Raw genomic sequence first — 25912 nt, forward strand, 5'->3', positions numbered from 1 at the left:
TTTCAATGCAAGGCGCACGGAACAGAGCAACCGGAGCGTACATATGGTACGTGAGGATTGCGAGTACCGCGCAACACCGTAGTAGAAGTGCGCAGCAGGGTTTTTAATGTCTAAAGTGGCGGATGCCAGTCAGTACCATCGACAAACCACGTTCATCGGCTGCGGCAATCACTTCATCATCACGCATGCTACCACCTGGGTGAATCACGCAGCTCGCGCCTGCATCGGCCAGCACATCTACACCGTCACGAAATGGGAAGAAAGCATCGGAAGCGACCACAGATCCTTGCAGGCTCAAGCCAGCGTTTTGTGCTTTGATGGCGGCAATTTTTGTACTGTCCACGCGACTCATTTGCCCGGCACCTACACCTAAGGTCATGCCATCTCCACAGAACACAATTGCATTCGATTTCACATATTTCGCCACATTCCACGCAAACAATAAATCACTGAGTTGCTGTGGTGTCGGCTGCTTTTTGGTGACGATTTTTAAGTCGGCTTGGCTAAGCTCGTGATTGTCTGCGGTTTGCAATAATATGCCGGAGCCAATGCGTTTAGAGTCCATAGCGTTACGGCCATTTTCCCACGCACTTTTCCCACCTTTTGGCAGCGCGATTTTTAATACGCGTACATTAGCTTTGGCTTTAAATATGGCTAAGGCTTCAGCCGTAAAGTCGGGCGCAATCAGTACCTCAACAAACTGTTTGGCAACTGCCTCTGCGGCAGTACCATCCACCGTGCTATTAAACGCGATGATGCCGCCAAAAGCAGAGGTCGGGTCAGTTTTAAATGCTTTTTGGTACGCCTCAAGTGTAGTCGCACCTAAGGCAACACCACATGGATTAGCATGTTTGACGATTACGCAGGCAACACCAGTAAACGATTTAACGGTTTCCCAAGCGGCATCAGCATCTGCAATGTTGTTATAGCTGAGTTCTTTGCCTTGCAGTTGTTCCGCAGAAACCAGTGAGCCGGGCGCTGGATACAAATCGCGATATAACGCAGCCTGCTGGTGTGAGTTCTCGCCATAGCGTAGATCTTGCACTTTGACAAAGTGACCGTTCACTTGGTTTGGGAAAGGGTTGCGTGTGCCATCTGTATTGAATGAAGACAGGTAATCTGAAATTGCACCGTCATAATTACTGATGCGATTAAACGCGGCAACGGATAAAGCAAATGTGGTTTGTTGCGATAGCGCACCAGTAGATTTGAGTTCGGCCAATACATCGGCGTATTGGTTGGCATCAGTGAGCACAGCAACGTCTTTCCAGTTTTTAGCGGCTGAGCGCACCATGGCTGGGCCGCCAATATCAATGTTCTCAATCGCATCTTCTAAGGTGCAATCAGCCTTGGCCACGGTCGCCTCAAACGGGTAGAGGTTCACGATGACCATGTCGATATTTGGAATGCCTTGCGTTTGCATGGCTTGCACATGTTCTGGTAAATCTCTGCGGCCTAAAATGCCGCCATGTACTTTCGGATGTAACGTTTTAACGCGGCCATCCAGCATTTCTGGGAATCCGGTGTAGTCACTCACTTCGATGACTGGGATACTGTTGTCACGAAACAACTTGGCTGTGCCGCCTGTAGAGAGTAACTCTACGCCCAGTTGGCTAAGTGCCTGTGCAAATTCAATAATACCGGTTTTGTCTGATACGCTGATGAGCGCGCGTTTAATAATCGCCATTGATGGATTCCGTGAGACTAATGATAAATGGGTGTTTGCTTGCCTGAATCATCGCAGCTAGGTATTGGCTACCAGCCGTGTGTTCATGTTCTTGGTTTTGCGAGTTTGTGTTAATTACAGGCCGTATTCCGCCATTTTTTTACGTAAGGTATTGCGGTTGAGCCCTAGCATCTCAGCGGCTTTGCTTTGATTGCCCCCCACTTTGTTGAGGACATATTCAAGCATCGGTTTTTCAACGCAGCCCAGTACCATCTCGTAGATCGCGTGTGGCGGTTGGCCATCCAAATGCACAAAGTACTCATCTAGCGACTCGTTAATCGCGTCACTCAGTTTGCAGATATTTGCCATTATGCCGCTATTGCCTCGCTAGATACTGTGGTGTGCTCGTCGGTATCCGTGTCTGCGTATACCAAGCGCTCGTGTTTTGATTTGAGTTCATTAAAGAAATCATCAATTGCATTTAACTGCAACTCGATGGTTTGTAAGGTGTTCATGTGATGGCGGAAGTTGGCTGAGCCGGCTAGGCCCTTTGTGTACCAAGAGATATGCTTACGCGCCACACGCATGCCAGTGAGGTCGCCATAAAAATCATACAAATCATGTATATGCTCAAGCATGACTGTGTGAATTTCATCTACGGTAGGCGCCAACATGTGTTCGCCTGTGAGTAGGTAATGCTCTATTTCACGGAAAATCCAAGGGCGTCCCTGCGCGGCGCGGCCAATCATCACGGCATCGGCGCCAGTGTAATCTAAAACGAATTTGGCTTTTTCTGGGGTGGTAATGTCGCCATTGGCGATGAGTGGAATGTTGATGGCTTGTTTAACGGCGGCAATCGTATCGTATTCTGCATCGCCCATATATAAGCATGCGCGGGTTCGGCCATGCATAGCCAGCGCTTGAACGCCAATATCTTCGGCCATTTTGGCCACGGCAATGGCATTGCGATTTTGCTTGTCCCAGCCGGTGCGGATCTTCAGCGTGACGGGAACATCCACAGCATTGACTACTGCTTTAAGGATTTGCGACACCAATGGCTCATCTTTTAATAGCGCAGAGCCTGCCATCACATTACAGATTTTCTTGGCTGGGCAGCCCATGTTGATATCAATGATTTGCGCACCGTTATCTACATTGTATTTGGCTGCTTCGGCCATCATTTTGGGGTCAGCACCAGCAATCTGCACAGAGATTGGGTCTACTTCACCTTCATGATTGGCGCGGCGGCGTGTTTTTTCGCTGCCATATAATAAGGAGTTGGACGTCACCATTTCAGACACGGCCAAGCCTGCGCCCATTTTTTTGCACAGCTGGCGGAAAGGGCGATCTGTCACGCCTGCCATGGGGGCAACGACTAAATTATTTTTAAGGATGTGCGAACCAATTTGCATACAAATTTGGCAGTGTGGAAAAGCTGCCTATTTTATACGCAATTGCGGGGTGTGGAAACCCATTCTAGTGATTATTGTGACGAAATTGTTGAGTGGCCGTGACAGAATGCAACTTTAAAAAACATTTAAAATTCAATCAGTAAGGACTTACTTTCTGCGGAGATTAACGTGCGAGCTGATGAGGGTGTGTGCTTGGTTTCTGAAACGGGAGCCATCAGTATCTTTGACCCACATATGTAATAAGCCAGAAAAGAACAAATGCGTATCCATGGCAAGTTGGATTGGGCTATGTGTTGGATTGATTAGGTCTTTTTGTAATGCTCTTGCGTATACCTGTTCTAGTTTATCTACCATACCAGAGCAGTTATTCAAGATTTGTTGCAATACCGTGGCAAATTCATCCACATATTCGCACTTAGTCATCATAATTTCGTAGGTTTGGCGAGTTTCTTGGTGATCGTTGAGAATTTGAATAGTACCTAGAAGAAAATTTTCAATACGTTTCAACGGATCCGCCACTGGATCATTTGTTTTGTCGATATCTGCGAGCAGCGTATCGTCCATACGGTCAATCAGTGGTAGAAACACCTGCTCACGCAATGCATAGAATAGTTGTGACTTGTTTTCAAAGTGCCAATAGACCGCGCCGCGTGTAACGCCGGCATGCGAGGCAATTTGTTCTAGACTGGTGCGACTCACACCCTTTGTCAAAAATACTTCACGGGCAGCGTCAATAATACGCTGGCGAGTGATTTCTGCGTCTTCTTTCGTTTTTCGTACCATAATATACTGTGTGCTCGATATTAAAAATGTGTACGTTTTGAGTGGCTTGCGACACTTTTTTCAAAATACGTACAAAAACTTATTTACATACATTCATGTTTGTATATAATATACATTCATGCTTGTATGTATGCAAGCAATTTAATTAAACTAATATTTTAAACTTCATCAAGGCATTCACCTAGAGGCAGCTATGGCAAAAAGAACAATGCAATACACTCACACACTACTGGCAGTCATGCTCAGCACGCTGATTGCAGCATGTGGTCAACAAAAACAAGACGCTGCTGCTGGTGGAATGCCAGCCTTGCCTGTAGGTGTCATTGAAGTGCAACCGACTTCTGTGCCAATTCGGGCGGAAGCTGTGGCACAGACTGAAGGTGCAAAAGAGGTGGAAGTGCGCCCAAGGGTAGGCGGCATACTGCTGAAGAAGATGTTCCAAGAAGGTGAGCCGATTAAAGCGGGTCAAACCATGTTCTTGATTGATCCGGTGCCATTCCAGATTGCGGTGCAACAGGCTGAAGCGCAATTAGCGCAACAAAAAGCACGTATTACACAAACGCAACGTGAAGCAGACCGTTTAAAAGGTTTGTTGGATACGCAGTCGATTAGTCAGCGCGAGTATGACAATGCGCTTTCTGATAATTCTGTCGCTTCTGCGACATTACTGCAATACGAAGCGATGTTGCGCGAGGCTAAGCTCAACCTTTCCTATACCAGTGTAACGGCACCCACCAGTGGTATCGCGGGGCGTTTCGAGTTTTCAGAGGGTGCATTGGTATCAGCGAATACAAGTCTGCTCACTACAATCGTTCAATTGTCTCCAATTTGGGTACGCTTTAGTTTGTCCGATTCTGAATTAGCGTCATTGGGCGGTCAATTAACTAGCCGTAACGTAAAAAACATTCAATTAGTGTTGCCTGATGGCACTGACTTTCCTGAGTCTGGAAAGTTAAACTTCTCAGCGAGTGAGATTGACCCGGCATTAGGCACGCAGCAACTGCGTGCGGTATTTGAGAATGCCAACCGTAGTCTATTGCCAGGTCAATTCGTGCGTGCACGTGTGACCACTGGTACACGTGATGGTGTATTTATCATCCCGCAAACAGCGGTATTAACTGGTGACCAAGGCAAGTTTGTCTATGTGGCAGAAAAAGATGCTTCAGGCAAAACAATTGCAGCAGTAAGACCTATCCAAGAAGGCGGCTGGGAAGGTAAAAACTGGGTGATCTTAAGTGGCCTAAAAGCAGGCGATAAATTATTAGCCGATAATTTAATTAAGGTACGACCAGGTGCGCCTGTGGACCCACATCCATTGGGTGAGCCTCCTGCGGCAAATCCAAAAACTTCAGCTAAAGCACCAGCTAAAACTTCAGCATAAGGTAACGATTCATGACCAAGTTCTTTATTACAAGGCCCATTTTTGCCTCGGTGCTGTCGATTATTATCGTACTAGCAGGTTTGGCAGCATCATTCCAATTGCCGATTGCACAATATCCACAAATTGCACCACCTACGGTAATGATTACGGCCACCTATCCAGGGGCAAGTGCCGATACACTCACTAAAACTGTTGCGGCACCGATTGAAGAGCAGCTCAGTGGCGTAGACAATTTGCTGTACTTTAACTCTAGTGCAGACTCCAGTGGTACGTTGACAATTACTGCGACCTTTGAAGTAGGTACTAACGTGGACCAAGCCACGTTTAACGTGAGCAATCGTGTGAATATTGCTTCACCGCGCTTGCCAGAAGAGGTGAGAAGAAACGGCGTAGTCGTACAGAAAAGATCGAATGATATTCTGCTCGTGACGATGTTCACTTCTAAAAATCCAAAACACGACCGCTTATTTTTAAGTAACTATGCCACGCTAAATGTTGTGGACGAATATAAGCGTGTAAAAGGTGTTGGCGATGTCACCGTATTTGGTGGTCAAGATTATGCGATGCGTATTTGGTTGCGACCAGATCGTATGGCACAACTTGGCGTAAGTACAAGTGATGTAGCCGCGGCGATTAACGCACAAAACAATCAGTATGCGGCGGGTAAAATTGGGCAAGAGCCAGCACCTGCCGATCAACAAATCGTCTACACAGTGACAGCCAAAGGTCGTCTGGTGGATCCTGCTGAATTTGCCAATATTATTGTGCGTGCCAATGGCCCGAAAGGTGTGTTGTACCTTAAAGATGTTGCACGGATTGAGTTAGGTGCACAAACCTATAATGTAGCCTCTGCGCTTAATGGTAAACCAGGCGTGGCAGTGGCCATTTTCTTGCAAAACGGTGCAAATGCGTTAGATACTGCTGCAGCGATTAAAGCGAAAACTGAAGAGTTAAGACCGCGTTTTCCTGAGGGGATAGAAACAACAATTCCTTATGATACCAGTGACTTTGTGAAGGCAACGATTGAAGAGGTATTCAAAACCTTTGGTGAAGCTTTGGTGTTGGTGGTATTGGTCGTGTTCCTGTTCTTGCAGAGCTGGCGCGCAACGTTAATCCCGTTGATTGCGGTGCCTATCTCGCTGATTGGTACATTCGCTGGCCTATATATGTTTGGTTTCTCCATTAACTTGCTCACCTTATTCGCCATGATTTTAGCCATTGGTATTGTGGTGGACGATGCGATTGTGGTGTTGGAAAACACGGAACGCCTGATGTCCGAGGAAGGTTTAGATCCATTCCCAGCAGCGGTTAAGTCAATCCAACAAGTGTCAGCTGCTGTGGTGGCGATTGTGCTGGTGTTGTGCGCAGTGTTTGTGCCTGTGGCGTTCCAAGGCGGAATTGCTGGCGAGTTGTATCGTCAGTTTGCGGTAACCGTTGCCATTGCAGTGGTGATTTCTGGCGTAGTGGCTTTAACGTTAACGCCTGCACTGTGCGCGATGATTTTGAAAAAATCGCATGGCGAAAATGCCTTCTTTAGAAAGTTTAACCAAGGTTTTGGCGGGCTGACTAAGTTTTATACAAACACGGTTAACCTGACGTTACACCACAAAATTATCGGTGCCATTGTATTTTCTGCGATAGTTGCAGCGGTTGTATTTTTGTTCAGAATAGTGCCAGGTGGCTTTGTGCCTGCGGAAGATCAGGGCTATGTGGTGACAGTCGTGGTCATGCCAGATGGTGCAACCTTGGGGCGTACAGTTAAAACGACTGAGAATATTCGTGCGGAAATTGCAAAAGACCCTGCGGTGGCACATGAGTTTGCAGTGAATGGATTTGAGTTGCTCACAGGTGCCAACAAAACCAATGCTGCAACGATGTTTGTGCGTATGACCGATTGGAAAGAGCGCACATCTTCGGCTAATGACATTGTGGGTAAGTTATTTGGTATTGGCATGAGTCAGACAGATGGTATGGCGTTTGCCGTGAACCCGCCTGCGATTCGTGGTTTGGGTTCTGCAGGTGGCTTTGAGGTCTATGTACAAAGCCAGCGCGATACTGATCCAATTAAGTTGGCAGCTGTGATGAACAACTTTATGGACGCGATGCGTGCTGATCCAACGCTGACTGGTATCAACAGTTTCTTTAGACCGACAGTGCCGCAATTAATGATTGAGGTGGACGAAGCTAAGGCGATTTCACAAAATGTGAAAATTGCAGATATCTACACGACATTGCAAAGTACGATGGGCTCGTTTTATGTGAATGACTTTAACCGTACAGGCCGTACATATCGTGTGCAGCTACAAGCGGAGCCTGAGTTTAGGATGAAGCCGGAAGACTTAGGCAAAGTGTATGTGCGTAGCCAGCCAACTGCTGAGAGTCCTAATGGCAACATGATCCCGTTGTCTGCGCTTAGCACGGTCAAAAACATTGTGGGTGCTGAGCAATTAGAGCGCTATAACGGTTTGTTATCTGCCAAAGTGTTTGGCGGTGGTGCTGCAGGAGTTAGCTCAGGCGATGCGATTGAAACAGTAGAACGTATTGCCAAAGCGAATTTGCCAGATGGTTACCAAATTGCGTGGACAGGCCAAGCGTACCAAGAGAAACGTACGGGTTCAGCGGCACTATTTGCCTTTGGCTTTGCCATCATCATGGTGTTCTTAATTTTGGCAGCACAGTTTGAAACATGGGCGTTGCCACTGGCTGTGATTATGGCGGTACCGTTTGCGCTAGCGGGTGCTTTAACTGCAGTGCTTACACGCGGCATGACCAATGATATTTACTTCCAGATTGGTTTGATTACCTTGATTGGTTTGGCGGCGAAAAACGCGATTCTGATTGTGGAGTTTGCGAGCCAAAAAATGGAAGAGGGCATGCCGATTGCAGAAGCTGCACTAGAAGCCGCACGGTTACGCTTTAGACCGATTGTGATGACGTCAATGGCCTTTATCTTAGGGATTATCCCGCTAGTATTTGCAACAGGTGCAGGTGCTGCAGCAAGGCAATCTATGGGTACCGGCGTGTTGGGTGGGATGTTGTTGGCTACGTTTGTGGCTACCATTTTCATCCCGTTGTTCTTCACGTGGTTAAGTAACCAAAATACAGTGAGACACCATGGTGATGTTTAGAGAACAGGTGATGTTTAAAAAACAAGTGATGTCTAATAACAAAGGAAACGGTATGCAACCGTCAAATATTATGAAACCAACCATGAGAACCATTGCGCTATTGGTGTCGATGACATGGCTAGCAGGCTGCACTTTGCTTGGCCCGATGTATCAGCGTCCGGAAGCCAAAGATGTGCGCTTGCCTGAGCAGTTTAGACAAGCGGATGATGCTAGTGCGGTACAAGCACCCAACCAATGGTGGACGCTGTATCAAGATGCGCAGTTGAATGCGCTGATTGAGAAAGCACAACAAAACAATACCAATGTGCAGCTGGCGGTAGCTCGTATTGAAGAAGCCGATGGCTATATGCGTGAAGTAGGCGCTTACTTGCTGCCAACTGTAGACTTAGATAGCTCAGGTGTGCGTAATCGCGTGACACAAGCTGGTATTTTTCCGGTATTTGGGCAAAACCCGCGGAGTACCTATAAATTGGCGCTTAACTCATCCATAGAGCTGGATTTTTGGGGTAAGTTAAGACGTGCCAAAGAGGCGGCACGTGCAAGTTATCTCTCTACCCAATACGCTAAAGAAACCGTGCTATGGTCTTTATCTAGTTTGGTCGCCAATAATTACTTGATTATCCGCAGTTTAGATTCACAACTTGCGGTCAATAAAAGTAATCAGGCCATTAGTGAAGAGAGCTTGGCGCTGACAAAACGTCGTTTAGCGGGTGGGGTGGTGTCGGTGCTGGATGTACACCAGGCGGAACTGGCGCTAGATAACCTAAAATCACAGCAAGTGGAATTGCAGCGTCAACGTGCAATCAGCGAGCAACAATTGGCGGTGCTCACGGGTGAGCTTGACACTCAAATTGCAGCGGCTGATTTGTTGACGTTGCCAATTCCGCCGATTCCGCCCGCTGGTTTGCCATCCAGCCTAATGGAGGCAAGGCCGGATGTACGTGATACGGAGCAGCAACTGATTGCCGCCAATGCCAATATCGGTCTTGCCAAAGCAGCGCTTTACCCTAGCATCACTTTGACCGGTGCCTTCGGTGGTGAAAGTGTAGAGTTGGGTGATTTGCTGAAATCAGCTGCACGCGTGTGGTCGTTGGGCGTAGGCTTAAACTTGCCTATCTTTAACGGTGGTAGGTTGAATGCCAAAGTAGACCAAGCCACAGCTAAGCAAAAACAAGCGTTAGCAAGCTATCAGGGTGCTGTACAAACAGCTTTCCAAGAAGTGAATAATGCGCTGGTCAATTTGCGTCAGTACAAATCGGTAGAAGCGATTGCGCAATCTAAACAAGAGACAGCCAAGAAAATTTTAGAGGTTTCACAAAACCGCTATAAATCTGGTTACTCTGCTTATTTAGAAGTGCTGGATGCGCAACGTAGTTATTACGAAGCCACGCAAAGCTTTGTACAGAGCCGTCAAAATGTATTGACCGCATCGGTGGATTTATTCAAGGCATTGGGCGGTGGTTGGCAGCCAGTAGAAAAAGCGGCTAGCGCAGAGCCAGTTAAGAAGGCTGAGTAAGTTGTTCTAATCGGGTCAGCCAAGTGAGTGCTTGCACTTGGCTGTTTCCACACATTTCGGTGCTGGGTTGTAACCCGGCACAAAACACGGGCCGTTCTGGCCGACCAAAAATCATACACCGATTGTCTGCATCTAATTGAACACACCTAACACCCGCGGGCTTGCCATTGGGCATGCCGGGAATCGGGCTGTTAATGGAAGGTGCGATGCAACATGCGCCACATCCTTCTCGGCACGCTAAGGCAGCGGTGACCAAGGGAAACCTAGCGCAGAAATGTGTTGTTGGATATCGTGCATGGCACGTGTGACCGATTGGTTGGCGCCTTTGACGCCTAATTCGATGGTGCGACGCGTATCTAGCTTAGGCAGGCTAAATAATTTGATGTCCGGATATTGTGCCAAGATCTGGTGCATCATATCCAATAGCTGGCTTTCGCCTGCATCCAATACCAAAATAGAAGACTCGAGATAATCTTGCTGATGAAATAGATGTGGGTAATAGGTATCGAGCACCCATTCCACCATAGGGTGTGCCATTTCTGGAAACCCCGGTACAAAATAGTGTTGCTGAATGCTAAAGCCAGCCACGCGATTAACTGGGTTAGGAATCAAATCGGCGCCTTGCGGAAAGTCTGCCATCAATACACGTTTAGGGTAGGCCGCCTCACCAAATCTGGCTTCTAGCTCAGCCACTGCACCTGCGTGACGCTCAATAGGCACACCGAGTGCATCCGCCGCGCATTGACGCGTGTAATCGTCAGGTGTTGCGCCGATACCACCAAAGCTAAACACAATATCACCGCGCGCCATGCTGGCACTTAAGGCTAGGGTAATCTGTGCCGGAATATCGCCCAAGTAGTTAGCCCAACTAAGCTGTAAGCCACGTGCCGAAAGCAATTCAATCACTTTGGCCAAATGTTTGTCTTGGCGTTTTCCGGAGAGAATTTCATCGCCAATGATGTAAATGCCAAAATTTTGCATAAAAATTGCTTAAAAATACTTTGATGCGACGTATTTTAACTGTTGCACTAATAGTTGTCCTATTGAATAATTAAGGTGAGGGTAGGAAAAGTGAATGCAAAAAAATAATGGCATACAGGTTTGAGTGTCTTTGGAAAATAATAATGTAGCAATTCAATCAGCACAATTAACGCACTTACTGGCAGTCAGTGCGCGGACAGTCTTTGCCAGTTGTTTGCTGGCTATCGTCCTTGTCGTGATGCAAGGTGACGAGATTCCTAGGCAAATTCTGCTAGGTTGGCTGTGGATTATGCTTGCCGTAAGTGCCACCAGAATTTTGGTGACTCGCTTTCATGCCAAGCACCATACGGACGATCCGCATGAAATTAGACGCCGCTTGACCATGTTTAGAAGCGGCTTAATATTGAGCAGTATGATATGGGGTGCGGTGGGGCTGCTGATGATCCGTTATGGCCAGCTCGAGCAGCAGCTGTTTGTGAGTTATCTAATTGCCGGACTGTCGGCTGGCTCAATCGTCTCCTATTCTATTGACCGGATTAGTGCGATGACGTATATCGCATTTGCGGTATTGCCGACATTATTAGGGTTTGCCGTGCTCGGCCATAGCATTTCGGTGCCGATGGCTATTGCTGGTATTGTCTACGTCATTTTTTCTATTTTTAGTATCCAATCGTTTTATCGCAATTTGCTGGAAAGCGTTTTATTACGACAACAAGCAACTGAACGTGAGGAAGAAATTAAGCGATTGGCTTTTTATGATGCGCTGACCAATCTGCCCAATCGCAGGCTGCTCATGGATAGATTGCACCATGCGTTGGTGCTGAGCCGTCGTTCTGGCAAGCGTGGCGCGTTGCTGTTTCTGGATTTAGATCACTTCAAAATGCTCAATGACACGCTAGGTCATGATATGGGCGACTTACTGCTTAAACAAGTGGCTGAACGTTTGAAATTGAGTGTGCGCGAAAGTGATACGGTTGCACGTTTAGGCGGCGACGAGTTTGTAGTGATGCTAGAGGATTTGAATGAGGAGCAGCTTGCTGCGACCAAGCAAGTTGAGCATATCACCAGTCAAATGATTGCTAGGCTTAACGCGCCTTACCAATTAAATCAGTTTGAATATATCAGCACCCCCAGCATCGGCATTGCTATGTTTGGAGACCATGGTGAGTCGCACGAAGACTTGCTTAAACATGCAGATATTGCCATGTACCAAGCCAAGAAAGCGGGACGCAATATCATCCGCATGTTTGATTTTAAGATGCGAGATACTTTGCATTTGGAACGTGAGCATTAGTATTAGCCTGCAGGCTGCATGTGCTGTAAACGCTGTGTGTAGACGTTGCGCAATAATGGCGGTAAGTGCTCAATGCGCAGCGCATACTCCAGTGTGCTGGCATCGCCTTCTTCCAGCTTTTGTAGACCCAATGCCATTCTGATGCTGATGCTTTGCGATTGACGTTCTACCAGTGCAATCGAATCACCAGCAGCCACGTCACCTTCTTGAAGTACTTTGTGATAAAAACCGCTGCGTCCACTGTGTAAAAACATGGATAAGATATCCGGTTTGCCCACTTTGTGTCCAAATTTAAAACAGGGAATCCTAGGCATGGTCGCTTGTATCACTGCGCTGCCTACGGAAAATATATCCCCTACATAGACTTCATCCTCTAGCAAGCCTGAGACAGTAAAGTTCTCGCCAAACGTACCAAAGGGCAATGCAGGTTTGCTCAAGACTTTTTGCCAGTAAGCATAATGCTCAACAGGATAGCTATATACCGCCTGAAATTCACCACCATGTACTGTTAAGTCGGCTTGACCATCTCCGGCTAGGTTGGTTTTGCTTAGCCGGACCTTTCCGGATTGTGGGGTTTTATAAATGCCAGTGTTGACCGAGTTTCCGTTGATTTCAACGACGGTGGGCATGGCCGTATTGACAGAGATTAACTGCATGAGATGTACGCTCGCTCAAGTAACGATGAGTGCTATTTAACCGTAAAAGCGCCGCTGACCATATGCGTTAATTTGCGTATGTGCTTGGGATTAGTGTGCGCTTTCCCAGTTATTGCCTACGCCTACTTCTGCTAATAGTGGCACATCAAGTGTCGCTACGCCCTGCATCAGTTTCGGCAGTTCTGCTTTTACCAGCGCCAGCTCATTGTCTGGTACTTCTAATACCAATTCATCGTGTACTTGCATAATGAGTTTGGTCTGTAGTTTTTCTTGTGTCAGCCAGTCTTGTACTGCAATCATGGCGAGTTTGATCAGATCTGCCGCAGTGCCTTGCATAGGCGCATTAATAGCAGCGCGTTCTGCGCCGTTGCGTCTTTGTACGTTAGGGCTATTAATTTCTGGCACCCATAAGCGTCGTCCAAAATAGGTTTCGACATAGCCCTGCGCCTTGGCAAGCTCGCGCGTGTTTTGCATGTATTGTTTTACGCCGGGGTAGCGCGCAAAGTAGCGTTCAATATAGCTAGCGGCAGCGCTGCGCTCAATGTTGAGGTTCTGCGCCAAGCCAAAGGCGCTCATGCCATAAATTAAACCAAAGTTAATCACTTTGGCGTATCGGCGCTGTTCGTTATCGACTGCACTGCGTTCTACGCCAAAAATCTCGGCAGCGGTAGCGCGGTGAATATCCTCATTGTTGGTAAAAGCTTGCAACATGCCGCTATCTTGCGACAAATGCGCCATAATGCGCAGTTCTATCTGTGAATAGTCGGCAGAGACAATGTGGCAGCCTTCACGCGCAATAAATGCTTCGCGGATACGGCGACCTTCGGCCGTGCGTACTGGAATGTTCTGTAAATTGGGGTCGGAGCTGGCTAAGCGCCCCGTGATGGCTACAGCTTGGTTATAGCTAGTATGCACACGCCCGGTTTTGGCGTTAATCATTTTTGGCAGCTTGTCGGTGTAGGTGGATTTGAGCTTAGCTAAGCCGCGATACTCCAGCAACACTTTGGGCAACGGGTAATCTAGTGCTAGCTCTTGCAAGACGTCTTCATCGGTACTGGGGGCGCCGCTAGGCGTTTTTTTGGTGGGCTTGATGCCCAGCTTGCCAAACAGAATCTCTTGTAGCTGCTTAGGTGAGCCTAAGTTAAATGGTTGGCCGGCTAATTCGTACGCTTGCTTTTCCAGTGCTACCAGTTTCAGGCCAATTTCATTGCTCTGACGGTTGAGTTGATTCGCGTCAATCAGTACGCCATTGCGTTCGATAGTGAATAAAATCTCCATCGATGGCATTTCAATTTGGCTGTAAATAAAGTTGAGTTTGGTGTCTGCTTCCACTTGCGGATGCAGTGCCTGATGCAGTTGCAACGTAATGTCAGCATCTTCTGCGGCGTATTCAGCGGCAGTTTCTACTGTCACCTGATTAAAGCTGACTTGCTTGGCGCCTTTGCCTGCTACCTGTTCAAAACTGATGGGCGTGATGCCCAAATGGCGTTCACTTAACTCATCCATGCCATGACCGCGATGGCTTTCCAATACGTAAGATTGCAGCAACGTATCGTGCGCAATGCCGTTGAGTGCGATGCCATGATTGGCTAACACGTGTTTATCGTATTTTAAATTTTGCCCGACTTTTTTGAGCGCAGGGTTTTCTAAAATGGGCTTGAGTTTGGCAAGCGTTGTATTGCATGGTAGCTGCGTCGGCGCATCAAAATAATCGTGAGAGAGTGGCAAATAAGCTGCCTCTCCCGATTGCACGCTAAACGAGACGCCCACGATTTGTGCGGTCATCGGGTCAAGCGAAGTAGTTTCTGTATCGAAACAAAACAGTGAGGCTTGTTGCAGCTTGTCTAGCCAAGCATTCAGGTCGGTTTCGTTCAAAATCGTGTGGTAGTCACGGCGCGTATCCGCTTGATAATGAAAGTCAGTGTCAGCTTTAGTAACGGGTTGACTAACAGGCGGATGCCCAGAAGAGGCGTTGGTAGTGTGGCTAGGCATATTGTCCAATTCACGCTTCCAGCTTTTGAACTCAAAGTGGTCAAATAATGCAGTGAGTTTCGCTTTGTCTGGCGCTTGCGCTACCAGCTCATCAAAGTGTTCGCGGATGCCGATATCGCAGCGGATAGTAATCAGTTCGCGCGCAGTGGGTAGCCAAGGCAGTGCTTTACGCAAGTTCTCGCCCACCACACCTTTGATATTGTCTGCATTGGCTACGATATTTTCCAATGTACCGTATTCCTGCAACCATTTAACCGCAGTTTTGGGGCCGACTTTTTCTACGCCGGGCACGTTATCCGAGGTGTCGCCGATGAGCACTAAATAATCAATGATTCTTTCTGGCGGCACGCCAAATTTGTTTTGTACACCAGCAATATCCAACACATCATCGGTCTTGCGGAAGGCGTCACGCATGGTGTTGACCACGGTGATATGTTTGTTGACCAATTGTGAAATGTCTTTATCGCCAGTGGAGATAATGGTGTTGATGCCTTCACGTTCCGCCTGTTTGGCCAGCGCACCAATCACATCATCCGCCTCTACGCCATCTTCAATAATCAGTGGCCAGCCCATGGCGCGGATAGTTTCAAACAGTGGCTCAATTTGCACACGTAAATCATCTGGCATGCTGGCGCGGTTGGCTTTGTATTCCGGGTAAATATCATCGCGGAAGGTCTTACCCTTGGCATCAAACACGCATGCACTATATTCGGCCGGATAATCTTTATGTAGACGGCGTAGCATGTTGAGCACGCCCTGAATGGCACCTACCGGTTCGTTTTTGCTGTTACGCAAATCCGGCATGGCGTGAAACGCGCGGTACAAATAAGAGGAGCCATCTACCAGCAATAATGTTTTCATACGGGTTCCAAAAAGCGAGCAACAAAGTGACTAAAGCAAACTTAGTTAAGTCGGTTATTCTAGCTTTTATCGCTATAAAACACATGGCGTTGTTTAAAAATTGTTTTACTGTTGTGTTCCGCCAATTGAATTTAGCTGTGCATGGTAGAATCAAATGCATATATTGAGTAGGGCGAGTTTGTAAGATGACGACAAGAAAATTACCACTAGTGACAGCGCCTGAGCTATTGAACGGCGATTCTGCCAGTTATGGCTCTTGGCATGCATTTGAAATCATGGCCGAGTTTGTAGGGGCGACCGAAAAACTCAAAGAAATTACCCCGGCCGTTTCTATTTTTGGAAGCGCCCGTACCAAGCCGGATCATCCTTACTTTAAGCTCACCGAAGAGATTGCCCGCCTGCTCTCAGACTCCGGATTTAGTGTCATTTCCGGTGGTGGCCCAGGTATTATGGAAGCTGCAAATCGCGGCGCATTTGCTGGCATAGGCCCTAGTGTCGGCTTGAATATCGAGCTGCCGTTTGAGCAGAGTGGCAATCCGTATCAAGACATTAGCCTGACGTTTAAATACTTTTTTATGCGCAAGGTGATGTTTGTAAAATATGCATCGGCCTATATTGTGATGCCGGGTGGCTTTGGTACTCTGGACGAACTCATGGAAGCGATTACACTGGTGCAGACTGGTAAATCTCGCAAAATTCCTATTATTTTGGTTGGCACCAAATTTTGGGCTGGCCTGATCGATTGGCTGAAAAATACACTGATTGCTGAAGGTATGGCGTCGCCAGAAGATATGTTGTTGATTCAGTCTATTGATGACCCCAAGCAGATTGTGGAAACCATTTTTAGACATTATGAATCTACAGGGTTTGAGCTCACACCGGCAGAGCGCAAAATCCAATTATATTTGTAATGCCCAGCATTTTATTTATCGTGCCCAGCACTTATGGCCGGTGTAATTTGTTAAAATAATTAAAACTGTTAAGGAGAAGAAAAGTGCACCGTTTAAAGTTACTGTCTCATGTGATGTGCATTTTCTTAGTCAGTGGATTTGCAATGACCAGCACGGCTGCTGAGCCAGCCAAAGCGCCGCAGCGTGAATTGTTAGAAGAAGTGCCGCCACCTCCCAAAGTAATTGAGGGTGAGCCGATGGAAGAACCACAAATCACCATCCGCAAAAAGGGCACAGAGACCATCGAAGAGTACCGTATTAACGGTGAGCTATACATGATGAAAGTCACACCGCAAGGCGGCACGCCTTATTTTCTGCATAAAGATGATCCTAACGGTGGTTGGGTGAATATCGGCCCTAACCCACCTTTATCTGTACCGCATTGGATACTATTCCGCTTTTAACCTGAAGAGGGCCATGCCCTCTTTATTATTTTGGTGATTTTTGTTTAACCAACATGTCTGTTTTTACCACACTCACATCTGACGATGTTCGCGATTGGCTAACGCAATTTAGTATCGGCCAATTTCAGTCACTTAAAGGGATTGCTGCTGGCATTACCAATACTAATTATTTTGTGACAACAGATGCTGCGCGCTATGTGCTGACCATTTTTGAAAAAAATGATTTTGATGAGCTGCCATATTTCGTCAATCTGATGGCACACTTGGCGCAACACGGGGTACCGTGTCCAGCACCTATTATGGATAAGCAGGGAATCGCGCTGCATCGCCTGAAAGGCAAGCCTGCATTGATGGTGAGTTGCCTGCAAGGTCGGGATATTAGTACACCGAATGTTGCACAATGCCAGGCAGTGGCAACTACGCTGGCCAATATGCATTTGGCTGGGTTAAGTTTTCATCAACAATCACACAATCAACGCGGACAGGGCTGGCGCACCATGACCGCGCAGCAAGTCATGCCTAAAATGCAAGCCGATCAAAGCGCTTTGTTGCAGGCAGAGTTGGATTATCAACATGGTTTAGATCTGACAGCACTGCCTCATGGCGTGATTCATGGCGATTTGTTTAGAGATAACGTGTTGTTTGATGGCGACCGGCTTGGCGGCTTTATTGATTTTTACTATGCGTGTCATGATGTGCTGGCTTATGATGTTGCGATTGCTGCCAATGAGTGGTGCATCAGTGAACATGGCAGTTTTGATACAGCGAAACGCGATGCATTTCTAGCGGCGTATCAAGCAGTAAGACCGTTTGAGCTGGCGGAACAGCAGCATTGGCAAGCTTTATTGCGTCGTGCGGCTTTGCGTTTCTGGTTATCGCGTTTATACGATTATCATTTTCCTGTAGCAGGCGAGTTAACGCATGCTAAAGACCCCATGCATTTTGAGCAAATCTTGAGACAACGCATTCAGAGCGTATAAACTAGCAGCAAGCACATCATTAATAGAAATACATTGGCAAGGTACCTATGGCAATTTTAGAATCTCGCACCAAAACCGGATTAAGCTGGGTCAAAGAAAGTCTAGAGTTGTTTAAAACACAACCATCCAGATGGATGCTATTGGCCATCGCTTATGTCGGCATTTTTATGATGTTGCCTTCTATTCCGGGCTTGGGTATTTTTGCCTTGCTCACAGTATTAATTTGGCCAGTATTTATTGCATTTGCCGTGATGATGTACCGCAACGCAGAAATGGGCAAGCAAGAAACCGTACAAGCTGTACTGGCAAAAATTCAACCTAAATTCACGCTGCTGATGTTATTGGGGCTGGCCTGTTTGGTCTATGCCACATTGGCTACTTTTCTATTGAATTCTGATATTCAAGGGCTAATGAGTTTTGCGGATAAAGGCGCGCAGATGAGTGAGTCAGAATATGTAAAATTCATGGATAAATTTATGCCGTTTATCCTCAAGCTGCTGTTGCTGTTATTCCCTTTGTTTATTGCCACCTGGTTTTCACCAGTGCTTATCGTTATCAATAACTACACATTGGTCAAAGCCATTAAATCCAGCATCGCTGGTGTGTTGCAATACACGGTAGCCATGGGTGCCGCGTGGTTAGTGCTATCAGCTGGCGTGATGGGCTTGATGTTAATCGTAGGTCTGGTGATTGGGGTGGTAGGCGCGCTGGTGCCAGCATTGGCACAGGCGCTGATGCCCATGTTGGTATTTGGCTGCTTACTGCTTGCTACAGCGCTCATGTTTGCGTTTCAATACGTCAGCTATCGCGATGTGTTTAGAGCAGCACCGGTTGAGTTACCCTAAACCTTAACTGCATTATCCTAATTGAGTAATCTTGAGCAAGCTGAGACTGGCTTGTGTTAAATCTTTTCCAATTTAGCGTATTCCATCATCAACGTCTTTAAGCCTTGGCGGCCAAAATTGATTTTGATGGCTAGGTCACTGGCATTGCCTTCGTAGCTCACCACTACGCCATCTCCAAATTTTGCATGCCGCACACTTTGCCCGATTTTAAACGGGTACTGCTGGCTTGCGGAAGGCTTGGCTTGGTAGTTACCACCAGTCGCATAAGCTTTAGGCGAAGGCTTGCTGTTTAGCCGTTTGAGCAGTTCGTCCGGGATCTCATCCAAAAAGCGTGATGGAATGCCATAGCGCACTTGGCCGTGCAACATGCGGCTTTGCGCATGGCTTAAATACAGGCGTTGACGCGCGCGCGTCACCGCCACATACATCAAGCGGCGTTCTTCTTCTACGCCGCTGTTTTCATAAGTACTTTGTTCGTGTGGAAATAAGCCTTCCTCTACGCCGCTAATAAATACCGCTTTAAATTCCAAGCCTTTGGCAGCATGCACGGTCATCAACTGTAGCGCCTCACGCCCAACGTCTGCTTGATGTTCGCCGGCTTCTAAACTGGCATGGTTTAAAAACTGTGTAAGTAAATCGGCATCTTCTTCTACGTTGTTGTGGTTACCAAAGTCTTGGTTGCTAAAGGCTACCGCCGCGGTGACCAACTCTTCCAAGTTGGCAATGCGGTCTTCCCCTTCTTTATCGGCTTGGTAATGCGTTTTTAAGCCAGACATTGTAGTGGCTAACTCTGCTAGCTCTGGCAACTTAATGCCATAAGCTTGATTCACCATCTCACGGATTAATCCAACAAAACCATCGATACCTTTACCGCCTAATGTGCCATTGCCCACTTTATTGATAGCGGCTTGCCACAGGCTGCAGTTTTGCTGACGCGCTGCTTCTTGCAGTTGCTCTAAGCTGCGGGCGCCAATACCACGTGCCGGAAAATTGATGATACGCAACAGAGCCGTATCGTCATTGGCGTTGGCAATCAAGCGCATATAGGCCAATGCATGTTTGATCTCTGCACGTTCAAAAAAGCGTAAACCGCCATATACGCGATACGGGATATTGGCTGAAAATAGGGTGTGTTCCAAGATGCGCGATTGTGCATTACTGCGGTAGAGTAAGGCCATATCCCCTAAGCTGGTGCCTTCGTTCTGCAGCATATTCACTTCATCCACAATAAACTGCGCTTCGTCCGTATCGTTATAGGCATCATACACACGCACAGGCTCACCTTTACCGGCGGTGGTCCATAAATTTTTGCCTAAGCGATGTTTGTTGTGCGAGATAATCGCATTCGCAGCATCCAAAATATTGCTGTGCGAGCGATAGTTCTCTTCCAGCTTCACAATATTTTCTACATGAAAATCAGATTCAAAATCACGCATGTTGCCCACACGTGCACCGCGGAAACCATAGATAGATTGGTCGTCATCACCTACTGCAAAAATACAATTGCTGGTGCCGGCTAACAGTTTTAACCATAAGTATTGTAGACGATTGGTGTCTTGAAACTCATCCACCAGAATGTAGTGAAAGCGGTTTTGATAATGCTGGCGAATATGCGCATCGCGCTCCAGTAGTTCGTAACAACGCAATAGCAATTCGGCAAAGTCGGCCACACCTTCGCGGTTGCATTGTTTATCGTATTCCTCGTAGATTTCTCGCAATTTTTGCGAATGTGCATCGTAAGCATCTACTGCATGCGCGCGCAGACCTTCTTCTTTGCAGCTATTGATATAGCCTTGCACTTGTTTGGGCGGATATTTCTCATCGTCCACATTCATCAGCTTAATTAAGCGCTTGATGCTGGACAATTGATCCGCAGTATCTAAAATTTGAAACGTGCTGGGTAAGCCAGCCTCGCGATAATGTGCACGCAATAGACGATTACATAAGCCGTGAAAGGTACCAGCCCACATGCCACGCGTGTTGATCGGCAACATAGCGGTTAGGCGCGTCAACATCTCTTTAGCCGCTTTGTTGGTAAAGGTCACCGCCATCAATCCCATGGGCGATACCTGTCCGGATTGAATCAGCCAAGCAATACGGGTGGTCAGTACACGCGTTTTTCCACTGCCTGCCCCAGCTAAAATCAGCGCGGATTGTCGGGGGAGGGTAACGGCTTCCAGTTGTTTATTATTGAGGCCGGATAAGATTGAGTCGGTGTCCATAGCGGTATTATCGCATGGCTACCGGTTTCAATTAACTGTGATAATAAAAATAGAAATTTAGACTAAAAAAGTTGGAACTAAGCCCGAAAAGGCTTAGTCATAGAGTACATGATGTGCAAGTTGACGCTTGCCATCTTTCCGCTTCTTTCCTCCCTGAGCGGAAGCCTTAGACGATGAGGCTATTTGCCCCGATTTAATCCCCTTAATCGGGGCTTTTTTTGTGCGGCGTTTATTTGTAAATAAATCTTAATTAAGTGTAAACAAGTTGTAATGCCATGACAAGCGGTTTATGTGCGTGCGCTCATGACACACACCACTCACAACGTTAAAGCTGCCAATCAATAGGCGCTTGTCCATGCTCAATTAAATATTGATTAATGCTAGAAAACTGGTGGTTGCCAAAAAAACCACGATGCGCAGAGAGTGGCGATGGATGCACAGATTTAAGCACCAAATGGCGTTTTGCATCAATCACATCGCCTTTTTTCTGTGCGTAACTGCCCCACAATACAAACACCAAACCTTCCCGATGCTTGTTCAATGCAGCAATCGCTGCATCGGTAAACTGCTCCCAACCTTTGTTTTGGTGTGCACCTGCTTTGGCTTGTTCTACTGTCAGCGTGGCATTGAGCAACAACACACCTTGATCTGCCCACGGCGTTAAGTCACCATTTCTGCTCATCTTAATATTTAAATCGGCTGAGATTTCTTTGAAAATGTTGAGGAGGGAAGGGGGTAAATCCATGCCTTGCGGCACCGAGAAGCTTAATCCATGCGCTTGTGGCTGTCCTTTATTATCTTGCCCATGGTAGGGGTCTTGCCCAATAATCACCACGCGCACTTGATCAAACGGCGTGTGATTAAAGGCATTGAAAATCAGCGGGCCTGGGGGAAAGATGATTTTCCCAGCCGCCTTTTCTTGCTGAAGAAAAGCACGCAAGGCTTCCATATAAGGTTGATGGAGCTCGTCACCAATGACGGCTTGCCATGAAGGGTGGAGCTGTCCGGATTTTTGGAGTGCTGTCAAAATAATACTTCTTGGGTTAGACGTGAATAATGTTTTGCTTATTGAACGCGTTTAAGTGTGCCCAGCTCGGTCACAGCAGAATCGTCGCCAGTGATGGTGTATTTTACAACGGTGCCTTTTGCTACCCCTGTTTTGTAAGTCACCAATATATCTCGCCCCTTGGCTTCATAGGTGACTTTCTCTGTGATATCGAGCGCGGTTACTTCACCTTGTTTGAATTCCATGGGGATGGAGATCAATCCATCCAAACGCCACTTACCTGCTAACTCTCCAGGGTTATCCAGAGTATTGTTTGCGCAGCCAATGAGTAGCGCAATGCAATAAAACGTAGTGAAAAAATATTGTTTGAATGGCATAGTGCCGAGCCTTAAATGTGTGGAGACTGCAATAGATGCCCGTATCGTAATTGACGCTGTATTAATCGTCAAACTTAACGGTTTGGTAGGTTTATGTATATTGCATGCGGCGCACTGAAAATGAGTGCGCCTAAAGTGCTACTGTTTTAATTGCCAATTACCCCGCACGCCACGCGCGCGCCACCACCGCCAAGAGGCGCAGGGTGATCGGAGTGGTTATCACCACCGGCATGAATCATCAACGCGCGGTTTTTGACATCTGCCAGCTTTAGTCTTGGTGCAAGCACCGCATTGCTTGCGCTTCCATCAGTAGCTACGTATAGCGGCGGAAGGTCGCCAAGATGTCCGTCACCCCAAGGCTCGCCATGACGCTTGGTTGCTAGTGGGTCAAGATGAGCGCCCGCACCCAATGCGGCTACTGGAGCGCCATCTTTTTCTGCTGCTGCACACGATGGTTTCTCATGCACATGAAAACCATGAAGCCCAGATGGGAGGCCTTTGAGGGTCGGGTAAAAAGCAAGGCCGTAAGGCGTTTCAACAATACGGATGGTGCCTACATCTGCGCCTGTTCCTTGTGTTTCTGCTATGTTTAAACTAACGGTTATCTCGGCAGCGGTTGCTAAAGAGCTAATAAGCAATAATGCAGCAAGTATTATTTTGTTTTTCATGATGTTTCCTTGGCGATGACTATTGAAAATCGGAGACTAATGTTTGAGTTAAGGAGTGTCCTTAGACGCTCCATTTGAATGGTGGGTCAGGGGTGTTTTAGGCTGCCCTTCAGCTTTTGAGCCTTTTATTAGGTACCATAAGCCTATAGATAAGAGCATAACGATGCCCAATAAGGCTTTGAAGCTAATTTGCCAATTACTATCATAAGCCATATATAGGCCACCAAGCCCTAATGATAAAGCTATTGAGCCCATAACTCTGTTACGTAAGTCGAACCACTTTGACTGATGTATTTCAATTTCTCGCAACACGTCTTTGTCACGCACATGCTGTGGCGAAAACTTCGTCACCCAACCCATTACCCATAAGCCAAGTGAAGCAAACACCATAGTAAAAACCACCATAAATGGAGACTCGAACCACATTGGAATTGTACAAACCGCCAAGCCAAGAAACATTAGTCCGATGACACCACGTACAAACCACATAGACTTGAGCCTTAACGTAAAATAGCCATCCTAATTGACGGATTACTTCGCGTCAAATAGCCAGTTGCAATAAAAAAACCTCGCCGAAGCGAGGTTTTTTATACTACGGAGTAGCAAGTTTGCACTTCGTGATTGCATCAACCCGCCATAAGCGGAAAGTTGATGCAACATTAAAGAGCCTACATCATACCGCCCATGCCACCCATGCCACCCATGCCGCCCATATCCGGCATTGCTGGTGCGTCATCTTTTGGCAATTCAGCAACCATACAGTCAGTCGTTAACATTAAGCCAGCTACTGAACCCGCATTTTGCAATGCAGAACGGGTGACTTTAGTTGGGTCAAGAATACCCATTTCAATCATATCGCCGTAAGTTTCGTTAGCAGCGTTATAGCCATAGTTGCCTTTACCAGCCGCAACGTTGTTGACTACTACAGATGGCTCAACACCAGCATTAGCAGTGATTTGACGTAATGGCTCTTCTACCGCGCGCAATACAATTTTAATGCCTGCTTCTTGGTCTAAGTTATCGCCTTTTACTTTGCTGATTGCATCACGTGCACGGATCAATGCAACGCCACCGCCAGCCACAATGCCTTCTTCAACCGCTGCACGTGTTGCGTGTAATGCATCTTCTACACGTGCTTTTTTCTCTTTCATTTCGATTTCAGTCGTAGCACCCACTTTAATCACTGCAACACCGCCAGCCAATTTAGCTACGCGCTCTTGTAGTTTTTCACGGTCGTAGTCGCTTGAAGCTTCTTCGATTTGTGTTTTGATTTGTGTAATGCGTGCTTTGATGTTTGCTTCAACGCCGTGGCCATCAATGATGATGGTGTTTTCTTTGCCCACTTCAATACGTTTTGCTTGGCCTAACATTTCAAGCGTTACGTTTTCAAGTTTCAAGCCAACTTCTTCAGCAATCACAGTGCCGCCAGTCAAGATAGCAATATCTTCTAACATAGCTTTACGACGGTCACCAAAACCAGGTGCTTTCACAGCAACAGTTTTCAAGATACCACGGATGTTATTCACTACCAATGTTGCCAGTGCTTCGCCATCTACATCTTCTGCAATGATTAGTAATGGACGACCTGCTTTAGCCACTTGCTCTAATGCTGGTAATAAATCACGGATGTTTGAGATTTTTTTGTCATGCAACAACACAAATGGATTGTCCATTAAAGCGATTTGACGTTCTTGGTTGTTGATGAAGTATGGAGATAAGTAGCCACGGTCAAATTGCATACCTTCTACTACGTCTAGTTCGTTGGTTAAGCCTGAACCATCTTCTACGGTAATCACGCCTTCTTTACCTACTTTGTCCATTGCGTCTGCAATGATTTGACCTACTGATGTATCTGAGTTTGCTGAAATTGAACCTACTTGTGCAATTTCCTTGCTTGTCGTACATGGTTTTGATTGTGCTTTTAAATCAGCAACAGCAGCTTCAACAGCTTTATCGATACCACGTTTTAGATCCATTGGGTTCATGCCGGCGGCTACAGATTTCATGCCTTCACGGATGATGGCTTGTGCTAGTACGGTTGCAGTGGTTGTACCGTCACCTGCGATGTCATTGGTTTTAGAAGCCACTTCTTTTACCATTTGTGCGCCCATGTTTTCGAATTTGTCTTTTAATTCGATTTCTTTCGCTACTGAAACGCCATCTTTAGTGATGGTTGGTGCGCCGAAAGAGCGCTCTAACACTACGTTACGGCCTTTAGGGCCTAGTGTTACGCGTACTGCATTGGCTAATACGTTTACGCCATTTACCATTTTTTGACGAACGTCATCGCCGAATCTTACGTCTTTTGCTGCCATGTTAAATTCTCCTGAATACTATATTTGATCAATAGATGTTTTAAATTTGATTATTCAACCTTAAATTTCCGTTGAAATTATTCAACAATCGCCATGATGTCTTCTTCGCGCATCACCAATAATTCTTCGCCATCCACTTTTACAGTTTGGCCAGCGTATTTACCAAATAACACTTTGTCGCCAACTTTAACGTCTAAGGCATTCAATTTGCCGCTGTCGTCGCGTTTGCCATTGCCTACTGCTTGTACAATGCCTTGATCAGGTTTTTCAGTTGCGCTGTCTGGAATCACAATGCCAGAAGCCGTTGTACGTACTTCTTCAGAACGTTTAACAATCACACGGTCATGTAGTGGACGAATTTTCATTAGTTTTCTCCTTGGTGTATGCTTAAACTATCAAAAGTTTAAAAACAATAGTTTAAAAATGCGTTAGTAATTACGGTGCGTGATTTTAGCACTCACCTACCTTGATTGCT

23 protein-coding genes are annotated in these 25912 nt (G+C 46.7%); 8 read left to right on the top strand and 15 right to left on the bottom strand.

Going from position 1 to position 25912, the window contains the following annotated elements; all coding sequences use genetic code 11:
- Window positions 1–103 precede the first annotated feature (103 nt).
- From purH to A3Q3_RS0111375, 4 genes are all read right to left on the bottom strand, one after another.
- Window positions 104–1687 carry a bifunctional phosphoribosylaminoimidazolecarboxamide formyltransferase/IMP cyclohydrolase gene (gene purH, locus A3Q3_RS0111360; RefSeq protein ID WP_020183708.1) on the bottom strand — a complete coding sequence of 528 codons (1584 nt, stop codon included), beginning with the start codon at window positions 1685–1687 and terminating at the stop codon, window positions 104–106.
- A 114-nt stretch (window positions 1688–1801) separates the two neighbouring features.
- A complete protein-coding gene (locus A3Q3_RS0111365) occupies window positions 1802–2035 on the bottom strand; it encodes a helix-turn-helix domain-containing protein (protein ID WP_020183709.1) in 234 nt (77 codons plus the stop codon).
- Window positions 2035–3078: a tRNA dihydrouridine synthase DusB gene (dusB, locus tag A3Q3_RS0111370; protein ID WP_020183710.1), complete on the bottom strand. Its 1044-nt coding sequence runs from the start codon at window positions 3076–3078 to the stop codon at window positions 2035–2037. The genes A3Q3_RS0111365 and dusB overlap by 1 nt, the downstream gene beginning before the upstream one ends.
- A gap of 147 nt (window positions 3079–3225) precedes the next feature.
- Window positions 3226–3861 carry a TetR family transcriptional regulator gene (locus tag A3Q3_RS0111375; protein WP_020183711.1) on the bottom strand — a complete coding sequence of 212 codons (636 nt, stop codon included), beginning with the start codon at window positions 3859–3861 and terminating at the stop codon, window positions 3226–3228.
- 193 nt (window positions 3862–4054) lie between these two features.
- Here A3Q3_RS0111375 and A3Q3_RS0111380 point away from each other — a divergent pair, with 193 nt between their 5' ends.
- The 3 genes from A3Q3_RS0111380 to A3Q3_RS0111390 are packed head-to-tail and all read left to right on the top strand — an operon-like array spanning window position 4055 to window position 9886.
- Complete coding sequence (locus tag A3Q3_RS0111380) at window positions 4055–5242, top strand: efflux RND transporter periplasmic adaptor subunit (RefSeq protein ID WP_026361890.1); 1188 nt, start codon at window positions 4055–4057, stop codon at window positions 5240–5242.
- A gap of 11 nt (window positions 5243–5253) precedes the next feature.
- On the top strand, window positions 5254–8370 hold the full coding sequence (locus A3Q3_RS0111385; RefSeq protein ID WP_020183713.1) for an efflux RND transporter permease subunit: 3117 nt from the start codon (window positions 5254–5256) through the stop codon (window positions 8368–8370).
- Window positions 8371–8422: 52 nt separating this feature from the next.
- On the top strand, window positions 8423–9886 hold the full coding sequence (locus A3Q3_RS0111390) for an efflux transporter outer membrane subunit (protein ID WP_232418414.1): 1464 nt from the start codon (window positions 8423–8425) through the stop codon (window positions 9884–9886).
- On the opposite strand, the gene A3Q3_RS14345 is transcribed toward A3Q3_RS0111390, so the two are convergent.
- Window positions 9870–10142 (bottom strand): YkgJ family cysteine cluster protein, encoded by a 273-nt coding sequence (locus tag A3Q3_RS14345; protein WP_081623279.1) that lies wholly within the window; start codon window positions 10140–10142, stop codon window positions 9870–9872. The genes A3Q3_RS0111390 and A3Q3_RS14345 overlap by 17 nt on opposite strands.
- Window positions 10124–10867: a molybdopterin-binding protein gene (locus tag A3Q3_RS0111395; RefSeq protein WP_020183715.1), complete on the bottom strand. Its 744-nt coding sequence runs from the start codon at window positions 10865–10867 to the stop codon at window positions 10124–10126. Before A3Q3_RS0111395 ends, A3Q3_RS14345 begins: the two co-directional genes overlap by 19 nt.
- A gap of 124 nt (window positions 10868–10991) precedes the next feature.
- Here A3Q3_RS0111395 and A3Q3_RS0111400 point away from each other — a divergent pair, with 124 nt between their 5' ends.
- Window positions 10992–12161, top strand: a complete 1170-nt coding sequence (locus tag A3Q3_RS0111400) for a diguanylate cyclase domain-containing protein (RefSeq protein WP_369751679.1) — start codon at window positions 10992–10994, stop codon at window positions 12159–12161.
- Window positions 12162–12163: 2 nt separating this feature from the next.
- On the opposite strand, the gene A3Q3_RS0111405 is transcribed toward A3Q3_RS0111400, so the two are convergent.
- On the bottom strand, window positions 12164–12817 hold the full coding sequence (locus A3Q3_RS0111405; RefSeq protein WP_020183717.1) for an MOSC domain-containing protein: 654 nt from the start codon (window positions 12815–12817) through the stop codon (window positions 12164–12166).
- A gap of 90 nt (window positions 12818–12907) precedes the next feature.
- Window positions 12908–15670, bottom strand: coding sequence for a DNA polymerase I (polA, locus tag A3Q3_RS0111410; protein ID WP_020183718.1), 2763 nt, complete (start codon window positions 15668–15670; stop codon window positions 12908–12910).
- A 185-nt stretch (window positions 15671–15855) separates the two neighbouring features.
- Here polA and A3Q3_RS0111420 point away from each other — a divergent pair, with 185 nt between their 5' ends.
- The 4 genes from A3Q3_RS0111420 (at window position 15856) to A3Q3_RS0111435 (ending at window position 18849) form a co-directional block, all read left to right on the top strand.
- Window positions 15856–16581, top strand: a complete 726-nt coding sequence (locus tag A3Q3_RS0111420) for a TIGR00730 family Rossman fold protein (RefSeq protein ID WP_020183720.1) — start codon at window positions 15856–15858, stop codon at window positions 16579–16581.
- A gap of 83 nt (window positions 16582–16664) precedes the next feature.
- On the top strand, window positions 16665–17024 hold the full coding sequence (locus tag A3Q3_RS0111425; RefSeq protein WP_020183721.1) for a DUF2782 domain-containing protein: 360 nt from the start codon (window positions 16665–16667) through the stop codon (window positions 17022–17024).
- A 53-nt stretch (window positions 17025–17077) separates the two neighbouring features.
- Window positions 17078–18004 carry a homoserine kinase gene (locus tag A3Q3_RS0111430; protein ID WP_020183722.1) on the top strand — a complete coding sequence of 309 codons (927 nt, stop codon included), beginning with the start codon at window positions 17078–17080 and terminating at the stop codon, window positions 18002–18004.
- 47 nt (window positions 18005–18051) lie between these two features.
- Complete coding sequence (locus A3Q3_RS0111435; protein WP_020183723.1) at window positions 18052–18849, top strand: BPSS1780 family membrane protein; 798 nt, start codon at window positions 18052–18054, stop codon at window positions 18847–18849.
- Between the two features lie 56 nt (window positions 18850–18905).
- Here the strand turns inward: A3Q3_RS0111435 and A3Q3_RS0111440 are convergent, their stop codons facing one another.
- From A3Q3_RS0111440 to A3Q3_RS0111470, 7 genes are all read right to left on the bottom strand, one after another.
- The gene (locus tag A3Q3_RS0111440; protein ID WP_020183724.1) at window positions 18906–21071 is read right to left on the bottom strand and encodes a UvrD-helicase domain-containing protein; all 2166 of its coding nucleotides are present in this window, start codon (window positions 21069–21071) and stop codon (window positions 18906–18908) included.
- A 325-nt stretch (window positions 21072–21396) separates the two neighbouring features.
- Window positions 21397–22098 carry a uracil-DNA glycosylase gene (gene ung, locus A3Q3_RS0111445; protein ID WP_369751680.1) on the bottom strand — a complete coding sequence of 234 codons (702 nt, stop codon included), beginning with the start codon at window positions 22096–22098 and terminating at the stop codon, window positions 21397–21399.
- A 38-nt stretch (window positions 22099–22136) separates the two neighbouring features.
- Window positions 22137–22454 (bottom strand): hypothetical protein, encoded by a 318-nt coding sequence (locus A3Q3_RS0111450; protein ID WP_020183726.1) that lies wholly within the window; start codon window positions 22452–22454, stop codon window positions 22137–22139.
- Window positions 22455–22600: 146 nt separating this feature from the next.
- Window positions 22601–23122, bottom strand: coding sequence for a superoxide dismutase family protein (sodC, locus tag A3Q3_RS0111455; protein ID WP_020183727.1), 522 nt, complete (start codon window positions 23120–23122; stop codon window positions 22601–22603).
- 48 nt (window positions 23123–23170) lie between these two features.
- Window positions 23171–23611 (bottom strand): hypothetical protein, encoded by a 441-nt coding sequence (locus A3Q3_RS0111460; protein ID WP_020183728.1) that lies wholly within the window; start codon window positions 23609–23611, stop codon window positions 23171–23173.
- Between the two features lie 179 nt (window positions 23612–23790).
- Window positions 23791–25437 (bottom strand): chaperonin GroEL, encoded by a 1647-nt coding sequence (gene groL, locus A3Q3_RS0111465; protein ID WP_020183729.1) that lies wholly within the window; start codon window positions 25435–25437, stop codon window positions 23791–23793.
- Window positions 25438–25514: 77 nt separating this feature from the next.
- Window positions 25515–25802: a co-chaperone GroES gene (locus tag A3Q3_RS0111470; RefSeq protein WP_020183730.1), complete on the bottom strand. Its 288-nt coding sequence runs from the start codon at window positions 25800–25802 to the stop codon at window positions 25515–25517.
- Window positions 25803–25912: the final 110 nt, after the last annotated feature.

It is taken from the genome of Methylotenera sp. 1P/1 (assembly GCF_000384355.1).
Classification (GTDB): domain Bacteria; phylum Pseudomonadota; class Gammaproteobacteria; order Burkholderiales; family Methylophilaceae; genus Methylophilus.

Excerpts from the sequence above, each read along its gene's own strand:
- purH (WP_020183708.1), bottom strand. The coding sequence starts at position 1,687 with ATGGCGATTATTAAACGCGCGCTCATCAGCGTATCAGACAAAACCGGT.
- A3Q3_RS0111365 (WP_020183709.1), bottom strand. The coding sequence starts at position 2,035 with ATGGCAAATATCTGCAAACTGAGTGACGCGATTAACGAGTCGCTAGAT.
- dusB (WP_020183710.1), bottom strand. The coding sequence starts at position 3,078 with ATGCAAATTGGTTCGCACATCCTTAAAAATAATTTAGTCGTTGCCCCC.
- A3Q3_RS0111375 (WP_020183711.1), bottom strand. The coding sequence starts at position 3,861 with ATGGTACGAAAAACGAAAGAAGACGCAGAAATCACTCGCCAGCGTATT.
- A3Q3_RS0111380 (WP_026361890.1), top strand. The coding sequence starts at position 4,055 with ATGGCAAAAAGAACAATGCAATACACTCACACACTACTGGCAGTCATG.
- A3Q3_RS0111385 (WP_020183713.1), top strand. The coding sequence starts at position 5,254 with ATGACCAAGTTCTTTATTACAAGGCCCATTTTTGCCTCGGTGCTGTCG.
- A3Q3_RS0111390 (WP_232418414.1), top strand. The coding sequence starts at position 8,423 with ATGCAACCGTCAAATATTATGAAACCAACCATGAGAACCATTGCGCTA.
- A3Q3_RS0111395 (WP_020183715.1), bottom strand. The coding sequence starts at position 10,867 with ATGCAAAATTTTGGCATTTACATCATTGGCGATGAAATTCTCTCCGGA.
- A3Q3_RS0111405 (WP_020183717.1), bottom strand. The coding sequence starts at position 12,817 with ATGCAGTTAATCTCTGTCAATACGGCCATGCCCACCGTCGTTGAAATC.
- polA (WP_020183718.1), bottom strand. The coding sequence starts at position 15,670 with ATGAAAACATTATTGCTGGTAGATGGCTCCTCTTATTTGTACCGCGCG.
- A3Q3_RS0111420 (WP_020183720.1), top strand. The coding sequence starts at position 15,856 with ATGACGACAAGAAAATTACCACTAGTGACAGCGCCTGAGCTATTGAAC.
- A3Q3_RS0111430 (WP_020183722.1), top strand. The coding sequence starts at position 17,078 with ATGTCTGTTTTTACCACACTCACATCTGACGATGTTCGCGATTGGCTA.
- A3Q3_RS0111435 (WP_020183723.1), top strand. The coding sequence starts at position 18,052 with ATGGCAATTTTAGAATCTCGCACCAAAACCGGATTAAGCTGGGTCAAA.
- A3Q3_RS0111440 (WP_020183724.1), bottom strand. The coding sequence starts at position 21,071 with ATGGACACCGACTCAATCTTATCCGGCCTCAATAATAAACAACTGGAA.
- A3Q3_RS0111450 (WP_020183726.1), bottom strand. The coding sequence starts at position 22,454 with ATGCCATTCAAACAATATTTTTTCACTACGTTTTATTGCATTGCGCTA.
- sodC (WP_020183727.1), bottom strand. The coding sequence starts at position 23,122 with ATGAAAAACAAAATAATACTTGCTGCATTATTGCTTATTAGCTCTTTA.
- A3Q3_RS0111460 (WP_020183728.1), bottom strand. The coding sequence starts at position 23,611 with ATGTGGTTTGTACGTGGTGTCATCGGACTAATGTTTCTTGGCTTGGCG.
- groL (WP_020183729.1), bottom strand. The coding sequence starts at position 25,437 with ATGGCAGCAAAAGACGTAAGATTCGGCGATGACGTTCGTCAAAAAATG.
- A3Q3_RS0111470 (WP_020183730.1), bottom strand. The coding sequence starts at position 25,802 with ATGAAAATTCGTCCACTACATGACCGTGTGATTGTTAAACGTTCTGAA.